19 protein-coding genes, 1 riboswitch and 1 other annotated feature (1 of these 21 running past the window's edge) are annotated in these 19,831 nt (G+C 41.8%); of the genes, 14 read left to right on the top strand and 5 right to left on the bottom strand.

Annotated features, from left to right (window positions below):
• Window positions 1–3 (bottom strand) — a binding site (T-box leader) (it extends 263 nt beyond the left edge of the window).
• Between the two features lie 167 nt (window positions 4–170).
• Window positions 171–1,322: a lactaldehyde reductase gene (gene fucO, locus I6758_RS06585; RefSeq protein WP_196604392.1), complete on the bottom strand. Its 1,152-nt coding sequence runs from the start codon at window positions 1,320–1,322 to the stop codon at window positions 171–173.
• 271 nt (window positions 1,323–1,593) lie between these two features.
• Here fucO and nadA point away from each other — a divergent pair, with 271 nt between their 5' ends.
• From nadA to I6758_RS06520, 13 genes are all read left to right on the top strand, one after another.
• A complete protein-coding gene (gene nadA / locus I6758_RS06580; protein WP_196604391.1) occupies window positions 1,594–2,496 on the top strand; it encodes a quinolinate synthase NadA in 903 nt (300 codons plus the stop codon).
• A 14-nt stretch (window positions 2,497–2,510) separates the two neighbouring features.
• Complete coding sequence (locus tag I6758_RS06575) at window positions 2,511–3,695, top strand: L-aspartate oxidase (protein WP_196604390.1); 1,185 nt, start codon at window positions 2,511–2,513, stop codon at window positions 3,693–3,695.
• Window positions 3,695–4,546, top strand: coding sequence for a carboxylating nicotinate-nucleotide diphosphorylase (gene nadC / locus I6758_RS06570; protein WP_196604389.1), 852 nt, complete (start codon window positions 3,695–3,697; stop codon window positions 4,544–4,546). Before I6758_RS06575 ends, nadC begins: the two co-directional genes overlap by 1 nt.
• Before the next feature lie 60 nt (window positions 4,547–4,606).
• Window positions 4,607–5,134: a transcription repressor NadR gene (locus I6758_RS06565; RefSeq protein ID WP_196604388.1), complete on the top strand. Its 528-nt coding sequence runs from the start codon at window positions 4,607–4,609 to the stop codon at window positions 5,132–5,134.
• A 360-nt stretch (window positions 5,135–5,494) separates the two neighbouring features.
• On the top strand, window positions 5,495–6,232 hold the full coding sequence (locus tag I6758_RS06560; RefSeq protein ID WP_196604387.1) for an amino acid ABC transporter ATP-binding protein: 738 nt from the start codon (window positions 5,495–5,497) through the stop codon (window positions 6,230–6,232).
• Window positions 6,225–6,938, top strand: coding sequence for an amino acid ABC transporter permease (locus tag I6758_RS06555; protein WP_196604386.1), 714 nt, complete (start codon window positions 6,225–6,227; stop codon window positions 6,936–6,938). Before I6758_RS06560 ends, I6758_RS06555 begins: the two co-directional genes overlap by 8 nt.
• 43 nt (window positions 6,939–6,981) lie before the next feature.
• Complete coding sequence (locus I6758_RS06550; protein ID WP_196604385.1) at window positions 6,982–7,878, top strand: ABC transporter substrate-binding protein; 897 nt, start codon at window positions 6,982–6,984, stop codon at window positions 7,876–7,878.
• Between the two features lie 249 nt (window positions 7,879–8,127).
• The gene (locus tag I6758_RS06545) at window positions 8,128–8,805 is read left to right on the top strand and encodes an amino acid ABC transporter permease (RefSeq protein ID WP_196604384.1); all 678 of its coding nucleotides are present in this window, start codon (window positions 8,128–8,130) and stop codon (window positions 8,803–8,805) included.
• The gene (locus I6758_RS06540; protein WP_196604383.1) at window positions 8,774–9,451 is read left to right on the top strand and encodes an amino acid ABC transporter permease; all 678 of its coding nucleotides are present in this window, start codon (window positions 8,774–8,776) and stop codon (window positions 9,449–9,451) included. Before I6758_RS06545 ends, I6758_RS06540 begins: the two co-directional genes overlap by 32 nt.
• A gap of 16 nt (window positions 9,452–9,467) precedes the next feature.
• Window positions 9,468–10,211 (top strand): amino acid ABC transporter ATP-binding protein, encoded by a 744-nt coding sequence (locus I6758_RS06535; RefSeq protein WP_231038569.1) that lies wholly within the window; start codon window positions 9,468–9,470, stop codon window positions 10,209–10,211.
• A gap of 37 nt (window positions 10,212–10,248) precedes the next feature.
• Complete coding sequence (locus I6758_RS06530; RefSeq protein ID WP_196604381.1) at window positions 10,249–11,130, top strand: cysteine ABC transporter substrate-binding protein; 882 nt, start codon at window positions 10,249–10,251, stop codon at window positions 11,128–11,130.
• A 60-nt stretch (window positions 11,131–11,190) separates the two neighbouring features.
• Window positions 11,191–11,290: riboswitch (SAM riboswitch) on the top strand.
• Window positions 11,291–11,356: 66 nt separating this feature from the next.
• Entirely contained in the window at window positions 11,357–12,490 is a 1,134-nt protein-coding gene (locus I6758_RS06525) for a trans-sulfuration enzyme family protein (RefSeq protein WP_196604380.1), read from the top strand.
• Between the two features lie 18 nt (window positions 12,491–12,508).
• Complete coding sequence (locus tag I6758_RS06520; RefSeq protein WP_196604379.1) at window positions 12,509–13,690, top strand: MalY/PatB family protein; 1,182 nt, start codon at window positions 12,509–12,511, stop codon at window positions 13,688–13,690.
• A 141-nt stretch (window positions 13,691–13,831) separates the two neighbouring features.
• Here the strand turns inward: I6758_RS06520 and I6758_RS06515 are convergent, their stop codons facing one another.
• The 4 genes from I6758_RS06515 to I6758_RS06500 form a co-directional block, all read right to left on the bottom strand.
• Window positions 13,832–15,091 (bottom strand): aminotransferase class I/II-fold pyridoxal phosphate-dependent enzyme, encoded by a 1,260-nt coding sequence (locus I6758_RS06515; RefSeq protein ID WP_196604378.1) that lies wholly within the window; start codon window positions 15,089–15,091, stop codon window positions 13,832–13,834.
• Between the two features lie 39 nt (window positions 15,092–15,130).
• Window positions 15,131–15,457 (bottom strand): DMT family transporter, encoded by a 327-nt coding sequence (locus I6758_RS06510; RefSeq protein ID WP_196604377.1) that lies wholly within the window; start codon window positions 15,455–15,457, stop codon window positions 15,131–15,133.
• Window positions 15,458–15,701: 244 nt separating this feature from the next.
• Window positions 15,702–16,817 (bottom strand): 4-hydroxybutyrate dehydrogenase, encoded by a 1,116-nt coding sequence (locus I6758_RS06505; protein ID WP_196604376.1) that lies wholly within the window; start codon window positions 16,815–16,817, stop codon window positions 15,702–15,704.
• Between the two features lie 93 nt (window positions 16,818–16,910).
• The gene (locus I6758_RS06500; protein WP_196604375.1) at window positions 16,911–18,290 is read right to left on the bottom strand and encodes an aspartate aminotransferase family protein; all 1,380 of its coding nucleotides are present in this window, start codon (window positions 18,288–18,290) and stop codon (window positions 16,911–16,913) included.
• A gap of 246 nt (window positions 18,291–18,536) precedes the next feature.
• On the opposite strand from I6758_RS06500, the gene I6758_RS06495 reads away from it, so the two are divergent.
• A complete protein-coding gene (locus I6758_RS06495) occupies window positions 18,537–19,709 on the top strand; it encodes a PucR family transcriptional regulator (protein ID WP_196604374.1) in 1,173 nt (390 codons plus the stop codon).
• The last annotated feature ends 122 nt before the right edge of the window (window positions 19,710–19,831 follow it).

Genomic DNA, 19,831 nt, shown 5'->3' with positions numbered 1-19,831 from the left:
TTTCGTATGCTTTATACAATAGCACATGAAAATAACTTTGGCAAGTAATTTTGTATACAAAATTACAAAAAAAATCCATTTATATGCGTATCTTAAAATTAAAAACAATTTAAAACTTTTTATGATATTATTTCTAAAGCTTTTTTTAAATGTTGTTTTATGATCGAAAATTACAATATTGATCTATATAGATTTTCTATTTCTTTAAGTGAAGCGTCCCGAGGATTGCCTGGTGTACAGGCATCCGCCATTGCCGATTCTGCAAGGAACTTTATGTCTTTCTCCTTGATTCCCAGCTCACTCAGTTTTTGCGGGATACCGACATCGGCGCTGAGTTTTTCCACTGCGGCGATACACTCTTTGCGGGCCTCTTTTATACTCATATCCTTCGTTTTTTTCACGCCCATAGCTTTCGCCACTGTACGATATTTTTCACCGGTCGCCTCAGCATTGAATTTAAGAACAGGTGTGAGCAGCATCGCACAGGCAACACCATGCGGTGTATCGTAAACAGCACTCAGGGGGTGGGCCATCGAGTGCACTATCCCGAGTCCGACATTGGAAAAACCCATGCCTGCTATATATTGGCCAAGTGCCATATCCGCCCGTCCTTTTGGTTCACCTTTTACTGAGCCGCGCAGAGAGCGGGAAATTATTTCAATGGCTTTTAAATGCATCATGTCAGTAAGTTCCCAAGCTCCTTTTGTTATATAACCCTCGATAGCATGCACCAGAGCATCCATGCCCGTTGCAGCGCAAAGCTTTGCAGGCATGGATGCTGTCATATCCGGATCTATTATGGCAACAACTGGAATATCATGGGGATCGGTACAGACAAATTTACGATTTTTTTCCTCATCTGTGATAACATAATTTATCGTTACTTCAGCGGCTGTTCCTGAAGTTGTGGAAACAGCTATAATAGGCAGGCACTTATGTTTCGTAGGAGAAGCTCCCTCAAGACTTCTGACATCGGCGAATTCAGGATTTTTTATAATAACAGCAACCGCTTTGCTCGTATCTATTGCACTGCCGCCGCCCACAGCCACAATGGCATCCGCCCTGCAGTCTCTGCAAAATTCAACACCTTCAGTAACGTTTTTGATAGTCGGGTTTGCCTTTATCTTATCATATATTTCATATGCGATATCTGCATCATCCATAACAGAGCATACTTTAGTGGCAACTTTGAATTCCAGCAGATCCTTATCAGTAACAAGCATGATTTTTTTCAAGCCGCGGCTCTTTATTTCATCGGCTATTTTTGTTATAGCACCCTCCCCGAAATAAGACGTTTCATTTAATATTGTTCTGCATATCATTACAAGTTCTCCTCTCTAAAATAAAAAAATATACAATTTTCTTAAAAATCTTAATACAACATAAAAAAATATAAATAAAGTTTAATTAAAGATAGTATAACGCAAATAAATTTACTTATCAAGCTAATAAATGAATTTAAGAAACTCCGGTATTTCTTCTTTTTATCTGTCTTGTCACATGTAAAATTATCTGTTATACTGCATGTTAATATCTGAAAAGCAGATAAATAATTTCTGCCAAACTTTTGACAGGCAAATTGGAGAGAAGCCGATGATTAATGATGAAGATCTAACAGCACTGAAAAAACAAAGGAACGCCGTTATCCTGGCACATTATTATGCAGCACCCGAAGTGCAGGATGTGGCCGATTATGTTGGTGATTCCTTTTACCTAAGCAAAATTGCCGCCGGTATAAAATGCAGCACGATAGTCTTCGCCGGCGTAAAATTCATGGGTGAATGCGCCAAAATACTTAATCCGCAAAAAGACGTACTGATGCCGGACGATCGTGCCGACTGTTTTATGGCACATATGATTGACAATGAATTTATAAAAGAGTGCAGGAATAAATTTGAAGATCTTGCTGTCGTCTGCTATATCAACTCGACAACAGAGACAAAAGTATGCTCTGATGTATGCGTCACTTCATCCAATGCCGTAAATATAGTACAAAAATTGCCAAATAAAAATATTTTATTTATTCCTGATAAAAATCTTGGCCGTCATGTAGCAATGCAGGTACCAGAAAAAAACTTTATCTTCAATGACGGATTTTGTCCGATCCATGAACATATGCGTATACAGGAAATCCTTGCCCTGAAAAAAGCTCATCCGAATGCAGCTGTGCTTGCACATCCCGAGTGCAACGAAGAAATTATAAACACTGCCGATTATATAGGTTCGACAAGCGGCATTTTAAATTATGCGGCGCAGAACCATAACACGGAATTTATTATAGCCACAGAGATCGGCATAATGCATAAACTGAAACTGGCAAATGCGAAAAAAAACTATTACTTTCCCGACACCGTTCCCAAATGCCTGAACATGAAACTAAATACTTTGGACAGTGTTGTCAAAGTGTTAAAAAACGGCAGTAATTCTGTTCATGTCGCTGAAGAGCTGATCGAACCAGCACGCAGGACATTGGTCAGAATGCTGGAATTGGCATAAGGAGAAAAACAACAATGAAAAAAACAGCATATGATGTTGCAATAGCAGGCTGCGGTGTTGGCGGACTTTATACTGCCTTAAACATGCCGCACAATAAAAATATACTTATAATAACAAAAAGTGATGTTGCGAGCAGTGATTCGATGCTTGCACAGGGCGGCATATGCGTTCTTCATGACGAAAATGATTATGATGCTTATTTTGAAGATACGATGAAGGCCGGACATTATGAAAACCGTAAAGAAAGTGTCGGTATTATGATCAGCTCAAGCCGAAGCATCATCAATGATCTGCTGGAACTTGGCGTGCGTTTCGAAAAAAACAATGACGGCTCGCTCAAGTATACTCGCGAGGGTGCTCATTCACGTCCGCGTATTTGCTTTCATGAAGATGTCACCGGCAAAGAAATCACTACGGTCCTTTTAGAAAAGGTAAAAGAGCTGCCCAACGTGGATATTCTTGAATACACTACTATGACCGATATTCAGGAAAAAAAGGGCATATGTACCGGCATAAAAGCCATGCAGGATGATGAAGAACTTATTATATCCTCTCCATATGTAGTCATGGCCACAGGAGGGATAGGCGGCCTTTATGAACATTCGACCAATTTTCCTCACCTGACAGGAGACGGCTGCCGTATAGCAAAAGAGCACGGCGTTGCGCTCGAGCATATGGATTATGTACAGATACATCCGACCAGTTTGTATAGTAAAAACAACGGACGCAGTTTTCTTATATCCGAATCGGCACGTGGGGAAAATGCTGTATTGCTCAACAGCCGCGGTGAACGTTTCGTAGATGAGCTTCTGCCCCGTGATGTGGTTTCGGCAGCGATTTACAAGGAAATGCAAAAAGAAGGTTCCCAGCATGTCTGGATGTCCTTTGCAAAAGTACCGGAAAAAGTGATCAAAGAACACTTTCCGCATATTTATGAAAAATGTCTGGAAGAAGGCTATAACATCCTGAAAGAGCCTATCCCCATAGTGCCCGCCCAGCACTATTTCATGGGTGGCGTGCATGTAGACAGCAACTCTGAAACAACTATGCCAAATCTTTTTGCAGTGGGAGAAACAAGCTGCAACGGAGTGCATGGGAAAAACAGACTGGCGAGCAACAGCCTGCTTGAAAGTCTTGTTTTTGCCAAACGTGCCGCTAAGGAAATCAGTCATAGAATAAACCAGGGGAAATGTATATAATGAATGATATTACAATGCGTACCGTTGCCGACAAATATATAAAATTAGCGCTGGAAGAAGACATAAGCAGCGAAGATGTATCTACCAACGCAGTCATGCCCGTATACAAAAAAGCTTCTGCACAATTGATTTGCAAAGAGGACGGTATACTCGCGGGGCTTTGTGTTTTTGAACGTGTTTTTCATTTGCTTGATCCGTTGACACAAATAATTTTTTATGCAGAAGACGGCTGCCGTGCAGTCAAGGGAAGTAAAATCGCCGATATAACCGGTGATGCGCGTGTGCTCCTTTCCGGTGAAAGAACAGCCCTTAATTATCTCCAGCGAATGAGCGGCATTGCCACATATACGGCTTCAGTGGCTGCCCTTTTTAAAGGAAGCCGGACAAAACTGCTGGATACGAGAAAAACTACACCGTGTATGCGTATCTTTGAAAAATACGCTGTCAGAGTGGGCGGCGGCTTCAATCACCGTTATAATTTATCGGACGGTGTTCTGATCAAGGATAACCATATAGGCGCAGCCGGCAGTGTATCCGCTGCTGTTGCCGCGGCAAGAAAATACGCGCCGTTTGTCCGTAAGATAGAAATAGAGACGGAAAATATGGAAATGGTAAAAGAAGCGGTAAGGGCGGGAGCCGACATAATAATGCTTGATAATATGCCCGCCGAGGAAATGAAAAAAGCTGTAGATTTTATCGCAGGACGGGCCGAAACGGAATGTTCGGGCAACATAACAAGAGAAAATATTGAAAAAATACTGTCTGTTGGTGTAGACTATATATCAAGCGGCGCGCTGACGCATTCCGCCCCCATTTTAGATTTGAGCTTGAAAAATCTGCACATTCTTTGAAACTTTCGGATCGTCAGCCTATGCTTGCGTAATTCACTGATCAAAGAGGGAGGAAAAATAATGACTGGAGAAGAACGCAGAAAAATCATTATAGATGCTATCAAAAATTCCAATGAACCTTTGTCCGGAGGTGCGCTGGGCAAGCTGACCGGTGTCAGCAGACAAGTAGTCGTACAGGATATTGCTCTTTTAAGAGCACAGGAATATCCTGTGCTGGCAACAAACAGAGGGTATATCTTCAGCACTGCACACAAGTTCACACGTATTCTAAAAATGCAGCACAGCAATGAGCAGACCGAGGACGAGCTGAAAACCATAGTTGATCTGGGCGGAACCGTAGTTGATGTTATTATCAACCACAGAGTATACGGTAAAATGCTCGCCCGGCTTAATATCCACAGCCGGCGTGACGTGAATAATTTCATGCAGGATATAAAGATGGGAAAATCCACACCGCTGATGAATATAACCTCAGGATATCACTTTCACACTGTATCTGCAGATTCACAGGAAGCGCTGGCAGAAATAGAATCAGCTCTGCACAAAAAAGGATATCTGGCGGAAATACTTCCCTATGAACAGATATGATCATCGGCATTGCCGCTCTGTCTGTGAAACATTTTTACAAAATATATATAAAAATCCTGCTGTCAGTATTTCCTCAAAAACAATTTAGCATTTAAAAATTATATTTATTATATATTAATGGCATATCAGCTAAATATATTAGTTTATTGTGCTAGAATACCAAAATTTTATTCAAAAATTGTGCTTATATACATTGACTTGTTTAGGCGGCACATGATAGAATAGACCCAATAATTGAGAATATACAGAGCAAGGGCGCTCATTCCCTGTACCAGGGGATGAGTGCTCTTTTTTTATAAATTTCAGGCTGCTGCCGAAATATGATTCTGTCTATCTCCTATTGTAAAGAGGTGGTTGTTTATGTTCAATATATTTGATCTAAAAAAGAACTATGGCAAGACAGAAGTGTTGAAAAGCATAACAATGCGGATTGATGACGGTGAAGTAATTTGCATCATCGGCCCATCCGGTTCCGGCAAAAGCACCTTTTTACGCTGCCTGAATCTGTTGGAAGAACCCACAGGAGGACAGATTTACTATAATGGAACTATACTTGACAATAAGCTTGACAGCAAACGCCTGCGCAGAGAAGTCGGCATGGTTTTTCAGAAATTCAATCTGTTTCCCATGTTTACCGTTCTAAAGAATGTTATGTATGCACCGATGCATGTCAAACATACGGCGCGGAAAGATGCTGAAGAGATCGCACGTAATCTTTTAGAAAAAGTCGGACTTGCCGACAAAGCAGACTCTTATCCATCGCAGCTTTCCGGCGGGCAGCAGCAGCGTGTGGCCATAGCCAGAGCGCTCGCCATGCAGCCAAAGATGCTGCTTTTCGATGAGCCTACATCCGCCCTTGATCCGGAGCTTGTCAGCGAGGTGCTTACCGTAATGAAAAATCTTAGAAAAGACGGTATGTCTATGGTCGTGGTAACGCATGAAATGGGCTTTGCAAGAGATGTCTCAGACAGAGTCGTATTCATGGATAAGGGATATATTGTTGAAGAAGGACTTCCTGCCGAGATATTCAACCATCCCAAGCAGGAACGTACACAGCAATTTTTAAACAGAGTACTTGGAGGTGTAAGCTATGAATAACTTACTTTCGCAGCTGCATTTTGCTGCAGCGGCAGAATATCTTGTACCATCACTGATTCACGGTATCGGTGTTGTTTTGGAAGCTACGATCTTCGGTTTTATACTGGCCACTATTGTCGGTATTTTCATTGCTATCGGCCGCCTTTTTGCCTGGAAGCCGGTAAAAGCCTTTTTGTATGTTTTTCTGGAAATTATACGCGGTACCCCTTTGCTTGTGCAGCTCGTATATATTTATTATGTAGTCCCGCTTATTATCAATCTTCTTGCCGCCATGCTGGGTTATAAAACAGATGTCCAAATAGATCCGCTCACTGCCGGCATAGCAGGGCTGGCTGTCAATTATGGCTGCTACATGTCGGAAGTTATACGTGCCGGTATAGTATCCATCGACAAGGGACAGACAGAAGCCGCTCTCGTTTTGGGTTTTGGACGTTATGAAGCTCTGTTCCGCATAATAATGCCGCAGGCTCTGCGCAGCATAATACCCTCACTGGGAAATTATCTTGTCATGATGATCAAGGATACTTCGCTGCTGGCCTATGTCGCCGTGAATGAACTGCTGCTGCGTACACAGACTTTTGCCTCGCAAACCTTTTATACTATCGAAGCATACACTTATCTGGCATTGTTCTATCTTATTTTAAGTGTTCCGTTGTCACATTGTGTAAAATTCATTGAGTACAAACTGTCTTCTTCAAACAGGTAGTTATTATTTAATCATTTAAATGAATATGAAAGGCTGGTTTATCATGAAAAATTCCTGTAAAAAGCTTTTTATCCTTACTGTCCTGGTATTATCTTCACTTTTCCTTCTCGCAGGCTGCGGTTCCGAAGATGCAAAGCCTGCTCCCGGCTCATCCGCCTCAAGTTCTTCCGGAGACGGGAACACACTTGCCAAAATACGCGAAAAAGGCGTATTGGTAGTGGGTTCCTCCAATGATGCACCATTTGCTTACATGGATACTAAAACAAATAAGTTTTCCGGTGTAGACTCTGAAATAATCGAAGAAATAGCAAAGAGACTAAACATCCCAAAGGTAGAAATGAAACAGGTTCCTTTTGAAAATCTGCTGGTGGAACTTGACAACGGCTCTATAGATATGGTTACTGATGCCATGTATATCAAACCCGAACGTCTGCAGAAAGCATCGTTCACCAATATCTGGTATACAGAAGGCGAAGCTGTCGTTATAAAAAAAGATTCGCCGATAAAAAGCAAGGCTGATCTTAAAGACAAAGTTATAGGCGGACAAAAGGGCGTGACATTCCTTGAACTTGCCAACAAATGGAAAGATGCCGGCGAGGTCAAAGATGTTAAAGTATTCAACAGTCAAGCTGAATTGATGATGGCAGTTAATACAGGCAAAATCGATGCATGCATAACGGACGGTATAGTTGCCGGTTATACACTCAAGCAAAACGCATCACTTGATTTGCAGATCTTGAGTCCATATACACCGGAAGCATCAGGGAAAATCGGTGCTGCAATACGTTTCGGCGATAAGGATCTGCTTGATGCCGTGAACGGTGAACTGGAAAAAATGCGCAGTGACGGCACGCTCAAAACAATTCTTGAAAAATACGGACTTCCCGAAAATTATATGGTACTGTCAGCCGATGAAGCTAAAACACAGAACGTAAAATAATAGGGAATAAACCGTACAAATAAAAACACGCTTGCGATCATTCAGAAAAAATCCTGTATTATTAAAGAGAATATAGAACTATAATTAAAATATCATCAACCGATGATATTTTGATTGACAATATATTAACTGCGTGATAATATGTTGTCAATCAAAAGCATATATGTCGGCTGATCAAAAAAATTGAAGGCCGGACACGGTATTTACTTATCGTGTCCGGCCTTTTTTATTGAATACGGAAAGAAGTTGATGCATTTGGATTTATTGTTTATCCAAAAATTTGCTCCCATGTATGCCAAGGCAGCCGTCATTACAGTACAGCTGGCCTGTACGGGAATAGTAATGGCAATACTGACCGGTCTTTTAGTCAGTATTGTACGTTACAGAAAAATCCCGGTACTATCTCAGCTGTTTTTTGCTTATGTGCAACTCTTTCGCAACACACCTCTTCTGGTTCAACTGTTTTTCCTCTATTTCGGTCTGCCTAAGCTGGGGATTCATATTTCCGGTCCCGCATGTGCCATTGCAGGTCTCACCCTTTTGGGAGGCAGCTATATGGCCGAAGCATTCAGAGCAGGTCTGAGTTCCGTTTCTAAAAGCCAGATAGAGGCAGCAGAGGCGCTGGGCTTTTCCCATATGCAGATAATGCGTTATGTAATAGTGCCGCAGGCATTGGCTGTATCGATCCCGCCGCTGTGCGCCAACGTGATTTTTCTTATCAAGGAAACTTCTGTTTTCAGTGTTGTGGCTCTGTCAGACCTTGTCTATGTAGCAAAAGATCTTATCGGGTTGTACTATAAAACAGATGAAGCCCTTTTGCTGCTGGTTATTTCTTATTTGATTATTTTACTGCCCGTTTCCTTGCTGGCATCGTTACTGGAAAGGAGAATCCGTTATGCAGGATTTGGGAATACGGGTATTGTTTGAAGGTGAAAACGGCATTCGTCTTCTGCTGGGGCTGCTGGTCACCATAAAACTATCAGTCATTACTATCATTGCTTCCTGCATATTGGGAACTATTATGGGAATGCTTATGACCCTGCGCCACCCTGCCGTCCATTTTATTACCCGCATTTATTTGGAATTTATCCGCATTATGCCTCAGCTGGTTCTCTTATTTATAGCCTATTTCGGCTTGACGAGAGCAGCCGGCATAAACTTATCAGGCTTTACAGCAGCTGTGATCGTATTTATTCTGTGGGGTACCGCGGAAATGGGAGATCTGGTACGCAGCGCACTTATTTCTATACCCAGGAATCAATACGAAAGCGGTGCGGCACTGGGATTTTCCAAAATTCAACTGTATCGATTCATTATCCTGCCGCAGGCACTGCGCCGTCTGATACCGCCGGCGATGAATCTGGCTACACGCATGATCATGACTACCTCTCTTGTTGTATTGATCGGTGTTGTCGAGATGCTTAAGGTGGGCCAGCAGATCATTGAAGCAAACCGCTATACCGCACCGACAGCAGCTCTTTGGATTTACGGCGCAATATTTTTTTTGTACTTTTTTTCCTGCTGGCCGCTGACACTGGCGGCAAACTGCCTGGAAAAAAGGTGGAAGGAGTAATATGGAAAATAAAACGCTGCTGAGAATAGAGCACCTGAAAAAGACATTCGGTGATCATACCATCTTAAAGGATATTTCCATGGAAGTGAAAAAAGGGGAGGTTATCGTGATCATCGGCCCTTCCGGCTGCGGCAAGTCAACTTTTCTGCGATGTCTCAACCATCTGGAAACAATTGACGGCGGCGCCGTTTATTTTAAAGACGAATGCATCAGCGGCAAAAATATATCAAGAGCGGTCATCTGCCAGCATATCGGTATGGTTTTTCAGAGCTATGATCTTTTTAATCATCTGACGGTCATAGACAATATTACTTTGGCTGCCATACAGGTGCAGCACAGGAAGAAAGCCGAAGTAGAACAGGCTGCACGCAGGCTGCTGGCAAGAGTAGGACTCGCGGATAAGGAAACTGCCTACCCCCGTCAGCTGTCCGGCGGCCAAAAACAGCGTATTGCCATGATCCGGGCACTTATTCTCAATCCCGAAGTAATGCTTTTTGATGAAGTAACCGCATCACTGGATCCAGAAATGGTGCGTGAAGTCCTTGATGTGATAATCGGGCTTACCAGACAGGGAATGACAATGCTGATCGTCACACATGAAATGTCATTTGCCCGTGCGGTAGCAGACCGTATTTTTTTCTTTGACGACGGTCAAATCATAGAGGAAAATGTTCCGGAACGGTTTTTCGATAAACCGGGAACCGAACGGGCCGGCCAATTTTTAAATAGCTTTAAGTTTAATTCTGTAAAGGTAAAATAGGTATTTACAATAGACAAAGGAAAAGAGGTAAATTAACATGAGAATCAGGAAATTATATCTACTGCTGGCCGCACTTGCAATTATTGCCGCTGCTGTTTTTGCGGGCGGCTGCAAGAATGAAGCTGCCACAGACAGTCAGCAGAGTACGGGTTCGGGAGAAACTGCATTCCGTTCGCTGGACGAAATCAAGAAAAGCGGTGAGGTCATTGTCGGCGTATTCAGCGATAAAGCTCCTTTCGGTTATATCGACAAAGAGGGGAATTATCAGGGCTATGACGTATATTTCGGCAACAGGCTGGCAAAGGATCTGGGAGTAAAGGTCAAGTATGTCTCCGTCGAACCGGCTAATCGTGTCGAGTATCTGAAGACCGGCAAAGTGGACATAATCCTGGCTAACTTCACGGTTACGCCGGAACGTGCCGAACAGGTAGATTTTGCACTGCCATATATGAAAGTGGCTCTTGGTGTGGTATCGCCTGACGGCGCACTTATAACCAGTCCTGACCAGCTTAAAGGAAAGACACTTATTGTCGCCAAGGGAACTACTGCCGAAACTTATTTCACAAAACATTATCCTGATGTGAATCTCCTGAAATTTGACCAATATACCGAAACCTACAATGCACTTGTCGATGGACGCGGTGACGCATTTTCGACCGATAATACAGAAGTTCTGGCCTGGGCTTTAAAAAACAAGGGCTTTACTGTTGGCATAACATCGCTGGGTGACACCGATACCATAGCTGCGGCTGTGCATAAGGGTAATAAAGAACTGCTTGATTTTATCAATGACGACATCAAAAAACTGGCCGGTGAAAATTTCTTCCACAAGGATTATGAAGAAACACTGGCTCCGGTGTACGGTACTGCGGTCAGCCCCGATGATCTTGTTGTTGAAGGCGGAGAAGTAAAAAAATAATTTTCATAAATAATAAAATTTACATTTAATCGTTTTTGCTTTATAATAAACATATATTATCTCTTATTTAGAGTGGTGGAGGGACTGGCCCGATGACACCCAGCAACCGGCGTTTACGCAAGGTGCTAATTCCTGCAGGAGAAATCCTGAAAAATGAGAGGATGCGTCGAAAAGACCCTTCTTCTTTTGGAAGGGTCTTTTTTAGTATATTTTAGGAGGGTTATACATGGATTTAGAATCCAAAATTGTCCATATAGGAATAAATTCTGACGAAAAAACCGGAGCGATAAGCACACCTATCTACAATACTGCTTCTTTTGCCCATCCGGCTCTGGGAAAAAGTACGGGTTTTGACTACACCAGAAGCAAAAATCCAACGCGTCAAGTAGCAGAGGACGGACTGGCCCTTTTAGAAAACGGCAGTGACGGATTTGCTTTTTCTTCCGGAATGGCTGCTGCCACAGCTGTATTGATGCTATATAAGCCAGGCGATCACATTATCCTGACAGATGACTGCTATGGCGGGACATACAGACTATTCAGCCAGATTTTTATCAATTACGGTATAAGTTTTTCCATAGCCGATACCAGTTCACAGCAATCGGTAATGTCAGCAATAAAGGAAAATACAAAAGCCATATTCATAGAAACGCCTACTAATCCGATGATGAAAATCACAGATATAGCTTCACTTGCGGCTATATGCCAAAAACGTGGAATACAGCTTATCGTAGACAATACTTTTTTGACACCGTATTTTCAACGTCCTATTGAACTTGGCGCAGATATTGTCCTTCACAGCGGGACCAAATATCTGGCCGGACATAATGACCTTTTGTGCGGGATAGTCGTAACACGTGAAAAAACTATCGGTGAAAAAATACGTTTTATCCAGAATGCTACAGGGAATATACTCAGTCCAAGTGACAGCTGGCTTCTGATAAGAGGCTTGAAAACCTTAGGTCTGCGTATGGAAAAACACAATGAAAATGCGAAAAAAATAGCCTATTGGCTTAACGGTCAACCGCATATAGAACATGTATATTACCCCGGACTGGAAGATCATCCGGGAAGGGAAATCCATAATAAACAAGCTTCAGGCTGCGGCGGAATAATTTCTTTTGCAGTCGATAATCCTGATCTGGTACCCAGAATACTAAGCAGTGTCAAATTCATTCAATTTGCGGAAAGCCTGGGCGGTGTGGAAAGTCTGATAACATTTCCTTCATGTCAAACCCATACGGATATTCCTGAGGAAATACGTCATAAACTGGGCATTACGGATAAGTTGCTGCGGCTTTCAGTCGGAATAGAAAATTATCAGGATATAATCAGCGACCTGGAACAAGCGTTAGAATAAAAACGGAGAGACAAATATATGAATTTTGATGAAATAATAGATAGAAAAAATAATTTTGCAGCAAAATATGACGAACTTAAACAAAAATTCGGGCGCAGTGATTTAATACCGCTTTGGATAGCCGATATGGATTTCAGAACAGCAGAGCCAATCATTGAAGCGATAAAGCAACGTGCGGACCAGGGCATATTCGGTTATACGTCACGACCTGATTCATATTATGAAGCAGTTTGCGACTGGCTCGAAAAATATCATGGTTGGCGACCGGAAAAGCAGCTCATGCTGCACAATCTTGGTGTGGTTGTCTCGCTCAGTATGCTTATTCAGAATTTTACGCAGCCGGGCGATAAGATAATTATTCAGACACCCGTTTATTATCCGTTTTTTGATGTTATCAAAAATAATGATCGCAAATTAGTGGAAAATCCGCTCAAACAAGTAAACGGACATTATGAAATGGATTACGCTGATTTTGAGCAGCAGGCCCAAAACGGTGCTAAATGGTTTTTGCTGTGCAGTCCGCATAATCCCGTAGGCAGAGTTTGGACCAGAGAAGAACTTCAGCGCATAGGCGAAATATGCCTGAAATACAAGGTACGCATTATAGCCGATGAAATACATGCAGACATTGTATTTCCCGGGCATAAGCATGTGCCTATCGCAAGCATCTCACCTCTGTTGTCTCGGATTACGATTACCTGCCTGGCACCGAGCAAAACATTCAATTTGGCAGGACTGCAGGCTTCAATAATAATTTTCCCTACCAAAGAAGAACGTGATAAATTTGATGACATTCTCGGTGTGCTGGACATAAAAAGAAACAGCTGCTTTAATCTCGTGGCCGTTGAGGCAGCCTACAGACAGGGAAGAGCCTGGCTCGAAAATGTTTTAAAATATATTGAGGGCAATTTTAAATATATAAACGATTATTGCAAAAATAATATTCCGGCTATAAAACCTAATTATCCGGAGGGGACATATCTTGTTCTTCTGGATTGCAGGCAATTAGGTCTTGATCAAAAACAGCTGCATGATTTTATGGTAAATAAGGCCCGAGTGGCACTTGATGATGGTTTTTGGTTCAGTAATACACTTGAACAATACATGCGCCTCAATGCAGCTTGTCCCCGGCATACGCTGCAAAAAGCGCTGCAGCAGATAGCAGAAGCTGTACACACACTGCAAACTGAAAATATATAAATATAAAAACACCATAAAGAAGCTAAACGGCCTCTCTCAAGTCAGTTCTAAAGCACTGACTTAAGAGAGGCCATTTCTATACTCTGCCCTTTTTTAGTATGCTGCGTATCTTAAACTAAGCAGCAATTCCTGAGCAAAAAATTAAAAATCATATTTTTTCTGCAGCCGCTTGAGAACATCAACCAGGCGGTCAATTTGATCCTGCGTATGATGAGCATTCAGCATGATTCGTATAAGTGCATGATCAGGTTTCACTGCGGGATAACGGAACATCGGTACGATCATTTTTTCTTGCAGAAATTCATTATATACACTCACGGCTTTTTCATCATTGCCGATAATAACGGAAATAATATAAGATGATGCATCATTCAAGACAAATTGGAGCTTGGTCAGCCGTTTACGCAGATCCAATGACCGTTCAAGATAACTGTCCATAATTGACGGACATGCCGATAATTTATCCATTATATAACAAATAGTACTGGCTGTAGGCGGCTGAATGGCAGCAGTAAATAAAGAAGTGCCCGAAAGAACTTCAAAAGCATGTATATAATTTTCCGGTCCGGCAATAGCGCCGCCTTCCATTCCAACAGCCTTGGAAAAAGACACCATGACGAAAGTAGCACGTCTGAGCTGCGCAAATTCCTCCGCAAAAAGACGGTTTTGAGGACCGTATATCATAAAACCGTTCGCGTCATCAACATAGCTCAGCGCATGATAACGTTCGCACACATCAAACAATTCCCGCATAGGTGCAACAGACCCATCGGCAGAATATACACTTTCAAATATCACAATTATTTTAGTGTGTGAAACCGACAATTTTCTCAATAATTTATCCAGATCTTGCGGATTATTATGTCGAAAAGAAAAAAGCTGCTTTCCGAATTTTAAATGCGATGCTGCCTTCCACAAGCTCCAGTGACAATCACGGTCCAATATAAAAACTGCATCGCTGTTACTGATATTGCAGCTTTCACTGAAGTGAAAATTACAAGACATAGCATTAATAAATCCTACATTTGCCAACAGTCCGCTGGCAAATGAAATGGCGCGCTGCTTTCCCACATACCGACAAAGTTTTGTTTCCATCTCTTTGTGTGCTTTGCAGACACCCTGTGTAACGCGCGAACCGCCTGTTGTCAGTCCATAAGTATCAGCAGCCTCATGAAAATGCCCAAGCACATCTTTTTCCTGATGCAAATCAAGAATATTGATACTGGCAAAATTAATGAAATCTTTATTGTCATATGTTATTGTCGGACCTACCGGTCTGGTTGTCGTTAAAATATCATGAAAAAAACCTTCCTGTAAGGCAGACGTTGTAAAACTTTCAAACCCCCATGAATCTTCCTGCTTTTGAAATATCTTCTTCGCGGGTACAGCCATTTTTTCCATAAGCACCATCCTTAAACATTAGTAATATATAAGCGGTGTTCAGCCGCCAATGTTGATTTTAAGTCCCACAACTCCTGCAATGATAAGGAAAATACAAAAAAACCGCCATAGTTCATGAGATTCTCCAAATAGAATAATTCCCGCCACAGCAGTACCCGCTGCACCGATCCCTGTCCATACGGCATAGGCAGTACCTATGGGAATCTCCTTCGTGGCCAGATCAAGCAGATACACACTGCCCAGCATCGCCGCTGCCGTAAACAGCGACGGCAGCAGAACAGTAAAACCGGCTGTATATTTAAGCGATACCGCCCAAGATATTTCTAAAAAACCAGCTGTTATGAGATAGATCCATTCTAATTGCATACATATTCCCTCTGAAATGTATTCGTGAATATTACTATTATATTCTGTTAAAATGAAATTAATATGAAAAAAAAATTTTTTAACAAAAAGATAAAATGTATTAAAATCCAAATAAATTCATGTTGCAAAATTCATGAAACAAAAATTTCTTATACCAAAGCTGACTGCACGAAAACATACAGTCAGCTTTGGTATAAGAAAAAATTTTCTGAAAAACACGTTGCAAATTAAAATAGACATACTTTTAAAAAAGTTTTTGATAGATACCCAATACTTTATCCCTATTGAGCGGCACATAATTATTAGACATAAGACGTCCCTGCTTTTCCATGACAATACCAGTATAACGCGGCAGCTCTTCTTCTATTACACCGTATTCATGCAAAGTTTTTCGTTGGATGATATTTTCCAGCAATGTTTCCAGCTCCGCCAAAACATTATTCGGCGTACAGGCAAGCAGTTTTGCCAAAAATTGTTTTAAAAGCTCAAAGGAACCATCCTGACGAATACTGGCATAAGTCTTATATACTTCAATAAAAAACGCGTAGTTTGCCTCGCCGTGCGGTACGTGCCGCGCCGCCCCCAACGGGTAAGAAAGCGCATGTACCGCAGCGCAGCCGGCATTGCCAAAAGCAATGCCGGCGTAAGTGCTGGCCGTGAGAAAATCCCTGAGCAGCGATGGGATCACTTTTTTACCCTCAGAGGTAATTAATTTGTAGCCCGATATTATTTTCTCTATAGCCGCAGCAGAAAAAATACGTGTAAATTCGGTGGCTTTAGGTGAAGTATAAGATTCTACCGCATGAATGAGCGCGTCCATGGAACTGGCAGCGAAAAATTTGTACGGAAGATTTTGCAGCAGCTCAGGAATAAGAATCGCTTCATCAGCAAAAAGCGCTTCATTGGCAAGACCCAGTTTCGTCTTATTTTTAGTTAGTTCCAAAATCGATATGTCAGTCACTTCGCTGCCTGTACCGCAGGTGGTAGGTATGAGAAAAAGTTTTTTATCCTTTTGCGGCAATATTTCCCCATTAAATAATTTGTCCACAGGAATATTTTGCTTTAACGCAAAAAGTTTGGCGGCGTCAAGAATCGTACCGCCCCCTATGGCAAAAATCCTGCTGATTTTTTGACTGCCTATGATCCTGCTGATGTCTTCGATCATTATGTCAGTTGGTTCACCAATGACATATTTTCTGTAGTCTACTACCAATGCACCTGCAAAAGCGTTGGCAAAGTTTCGTCGGCGGGTACCTTCACTCACAAAAACAAGATCTCCGCTGCCTATATTATAAGAAAGGCAAAATTCTTCTGCGGAAGTACAGACAGTAATTTTGGGCCTGATAAAAAAATTATTCATTTTCGCTCCAAAGAATTTATCCGATGCTTGTTTCTCATATCAATGAAATAAGCATCGGATAATTATTTTCAATCATTATAGTTCAAACAGCCTCTAACAAGCCTGACTGGTTATTTTACTTCCCGTGCATTTTTTTATAGCTGATTCGAATATATCAAGCCCCGCATCCAGCTGCCGGTCACTTATTACCAGCGGAGCAAGAAAACGAATAACATTTCCATGAATGCCGGCATTTTCCAATAACAGCCCATGTTGTGCGGCTTCAGCTATAAGCTGGCCCACAAGCTGCGCATCTGGTTCTTTTGTCGTTCTGTCCTTGACAAATTCGATACCGATCATGCCGCCCATACCGCGTGCATCACCGATGATGGCATACTTTTCCATCCAGTCACGGTAACGTGCCATGACTTTTTTTCCTATTTCGACGGAGCGTTCGGCAAGTTTATCGCGCTGCATTATTTCTATGACCTTCAAAGCTGCCGCACATGCCAGCGGATTACCGCAGTAGGTACCGCCAATAACTCCTCCGGGTACGGACTGCATTATTTCGTCACGCGCCGTGATTCCGCTGAGCGGCACACCGCCCGCGATAGATTTTGCCATTGTTATGATATCCGGCTGCACGCCGGCATCCTGCCAATATTCTGTGGCAAACATACGTCCTGTACGGCAAAAACCGCATTGCACTTCATCCGCTATCAACAAAATCCCATGTGCATCACAAATTTTGCGGACAGCCTTTACCCATTCAAGAGGTGCCGGTATAAAACCGCCTTCGCCCTGCAGTGGTTCAACAACAATTGCTGCCACATGTTCAGGGTCAGAACAGTCATTGAATGTTTCGTAAAGCTTTTCTATGTAATAGCCTATCGCTTTTTCCTCCGGCATACCTTCCGGTCTGCGGTATGTATAGGGGAATTCGGCGCGATACACTCCGTCCGGAAAAGGCCCCATCCCTTTGGCATAAGCTTTTTTTGCTGTCATAGACATAGTCAAAAGTGTCCGCCCATGAAATGCACCCGAAAAAACAATGATATTGGGGCGTTTTGTAAATGCCTTAGCAATCTTTACAGCATTTTCGTCTGCTTCTGCGCCGCTGTTCGCAAAAAATGTACGTTTTTTATCGCCTTTGACAGGAGCAAGGGCGTTGATAGTTTCTGCCAGCTTCACATAGCCTTCATGCGTGACAACATTGAACATACCATGAAAATATTTATCGGCCTGCGCCTTCACAGCTTCCACCACTTCAGGATGGCTAAAACCGATATTCAGAACACCCACACCGCCAATGAAATCCAAAAACCGATTACCGTCAAGATCTTCAATAACAGCACCTGCGCCTTGTTTTATAACCACGGGATAACCGCAGCGTATAGCACTCGGAACAGCTTCATTTCTTCTCTTTATAACCTGCGCCGATTTTGGGCCCGGCAAACAATTTGTAATTATTTCAGGCATTGCATCTTTCAACATAGACGTACCCTCCTTGAAAAACCAGCATAGTAAAAAACTGCACGCATCAAAGCACATTATTATCCGGTCAGCTTAACTGCGGATAAACAGGCTTCATTGCCGTACAGTTACATGTTTGATATACCTATATAGTAGTCCAGAGACAAGGGCTGTGCAACGGTATGAGAAACTAATTTTTCGCCGATCATTTGTACTTTACGCACAAATGATTTTACTGTATCATGTAAATAAAAACGGAGGATAAAAATGTCCATTCAATTAAAAAAACTTTTTGATGAAACGGCTGAAGTCTATCAACTGAAGCTGCTTGCAGGTTATTTGGGACTGGACAGTGAAATAGTGTGGGTACAATATACAGAGGATATAGCCACCTCTAATTTTCTAAGAGGCAGTGAATTGATCATCACAACGGGACTTTGCAGCAATGATAAAACATGGGTGGGCAGCTTTATCGAAGAACTTATAGCGAGAAGAGCGGCAGGCCTTATTATCAATACAGGAAAATATATTCAACCGCAGGAACTTGACGAAAAAATAATCAATATGTGCAATAAAAATAATTTTCCTCTATTTATAATGCCATGGCGTATACATCTTGCTGATATTATGCAGGATTATTTGAACAGATTATTTTTGGCTACTCAGGAAGAAAATGATATAACTGAACTTGTCCGCATGGCTGTTTTTGAACCAGAAAAAGTCAAACGCTGCGAAAAAGAATTTGAACTGCATGATTTACTGGGAAAACCTTTTTATATGTCTGTATTCAATTTTGAAAATACTGCCCTGGCTAAAAGAATAAAGATCTCGCTTCTCCTGCAAACTAAGAATATGTTAAATCAAATGAAATTGGATTACATTATTTTTTGGCAAAAAAATATGCTTATAATGGTAATCTTTTCAGTGGAAAAGAACGAACTGCAAAAAATAATAACACAAAATATTGCTCTCTATGATAAATCCGTCACTCAGGACAAAGCTCATTGCGGCATCAGCTCATATTATGAAGATGTTCTCAAAATTTATAATGCTTTTCGCGAAGCGGCAATGGCTGCTGCCGTACCTGAAACTGTCCTGCAAAAAAGGACAGCTTTTTTTGATGAACTCGGAGCTTATAGACTGCTTTTCGCTGCCTCGGACAAAGAATTGCTGAAAAAAATACATGACTCGCTGCTCGCTTCGCTTCTTGAATATGATAAAAAACATCACTCCCAATTATACGACACACTTCACATATATCTTTTCCATAATAATAGCTTGAAAATAACTGCCGATATTGCCTTTACTCATAGAAACACAATAAATTATCGTATGGCGAAGGTGCGCAGAATACTCGAATGCGATCTCGGCGATGCCGTTACATGCTTTAATTTAATGATGGCTTTCTATATTGCTGATTATCTGAAAATAATGGCCTAGAAATATAAGGAAAAAGTTACATTCGCTGCTATTAATGCAGCATGCAATCTTGACAAAACGATTATCAATGTACTATCATAGCATACAGGCTTGTTTACATTTTTACAAAAAATACTCTGGCG

This window comes from Pectinatus haikarae, assembly GCF_015732185.1.
In the GTDB taxonomy this organism is placed as follows: Bacteria; Bacillota; Negativicutes; order Selenomonadales; family Selenomonadaceae; genus Pectinatus; species Pectinatus haikarae.
Note: the sequence above shows the minus strand (reverse complement) of the source record. Positions and strands in the feature narration are given on the sequence as shown.

What these genes read in the sequence shown, in the direction of transcription:
- I6758_RS06510 (WP_196604377.1), bottom strand. Translation starts at nt 15,457, where the DNA reads ATGCAATTAGAATGGATCTATCTCATAACAGCTGGTTTTTTAGAAATA.
- I6758_RS06505 (WP_196604376.1), bottom strand. Translation starts at nt 16,817, where the DNA reads ATGAATAATTTTTTTATCAGGCCCAAAATTACTGTCTGTACTTCCGCA.
- I6758_RS06565 (WP_196604388.1), top strand. Translation starts at nt 4,607, where the DNA reads ATGACTGGAGAAGAACGCAGAAAAATCATTATAGATGCTATCAAAAAT.
- fucO (WP_196604392.1), bottom strand. Translation starts at nt 1,322, where the DNA reads ATGATATGCAGAACAATATTAAATGAAACGTCTTATTTCGGGGAGGGT.
- I6758_RS06560 (WP_196604387.1), top strand. Translation starts at nt 5,495, where the DNA reads ATGTTCAATATATTTGATCTAAAAAAGAACTATGGCAAGACAGAAGTG.
- I6758_RS06555 (WP_196604386.1), top strand. Translation starts at nt 6,225, where the DNA reads ATGAATAACTTACTTTCGCAGCTGCATTTTGCTGCAGCGGCAGAATAT.
- nadA (WP_196604391.1), top strand. Translation starts at nt 1,594, where the DNA reads ATGATTAATGATGAAGATCTAACAGCACTGAAAAAACAAAGGAACGCC.
- I6758_RS06520 (WP_196604379.1), top strand. Translation starts at nt 12,509, where the DNA reads ATGAATTTTGATGAAATAATAGATAGAAAAAATAATTTTGCAGCAAAA.
- I6758_RS06530 (WP_196604381.1), top strand. Translation starts at nt 10,249, where the DNA reads ATGAGAATCAGGAAATTATATCTACTGCTGGCCGCACTTGCAATTATT.
- I6758_RS06525 (WP_196604380.1), top strand. Translation starts at nt 11,357, where the DNA reads ATGGATTTAGAATCCAAAATTGTCCATATAGGAATAAATTCTGACGAA.
- I6758_RS06500 (WP_196604375.1), bottom strand. Translation starts at nt 18,290, where the DNA reads ATGTTGAAAGATGCAATGCCTGAAATAATTACAAATTGTTTGCCGGGC.
- I6758_RS06515 (WP_196604378.1), bottom strand. Translation starts at nt 15,091, where the DNA reads ATGGAAAAAATGGCTGTACCCGCGAAGAAGATATTTCAAAAGCAGGAA.
- I6758_RS06540 (WP_196604383.1), top strand. Translation starts at nt 8,774, where the DNA reads ATGCAGGATTTGGGAATACGGGTATTGTTTGAAGGTGAAAACGGCATT.
- I6758_RS06495 (WP_196604374.1), top strand. Translation starts at nt 18,537, where the DNA reads ATGTCCATTCAATTAAAAAAACTTTTTGATGAAACGGCTGAAGTCTAT.
- I6758_RS06575 (WP_196604390.1), top strand. Translation starts at nt 2,511, where the DNA reads ATGAAAAAAACAGCATATGATGTTGCAATAGCAGGCTGCGGTGTTGGC.
- nadC (WP_196604389.1), top strand. Translation starts at nt 3,695, where the DNA reads ATGAATGATATTACAATGCGTACCGTTGCCGACAAATATATAAAATTA.
- I6758_RS06550 (WP_196604385.1), top strand. Translation starts at nt 6,982, where the DNA reads ATGAAAAATTCCTGTAAAAAGCTTTTTATCCTTACTGTCCTGGTATTA.
- I6758_RS06545 (WP_196604384.1), top strand. Translation starts at nt 8,128, where the DNA reads ATGCATTTGGATTTATTGTTTATCCAAAAATTTGCTCCCATGTATGCC.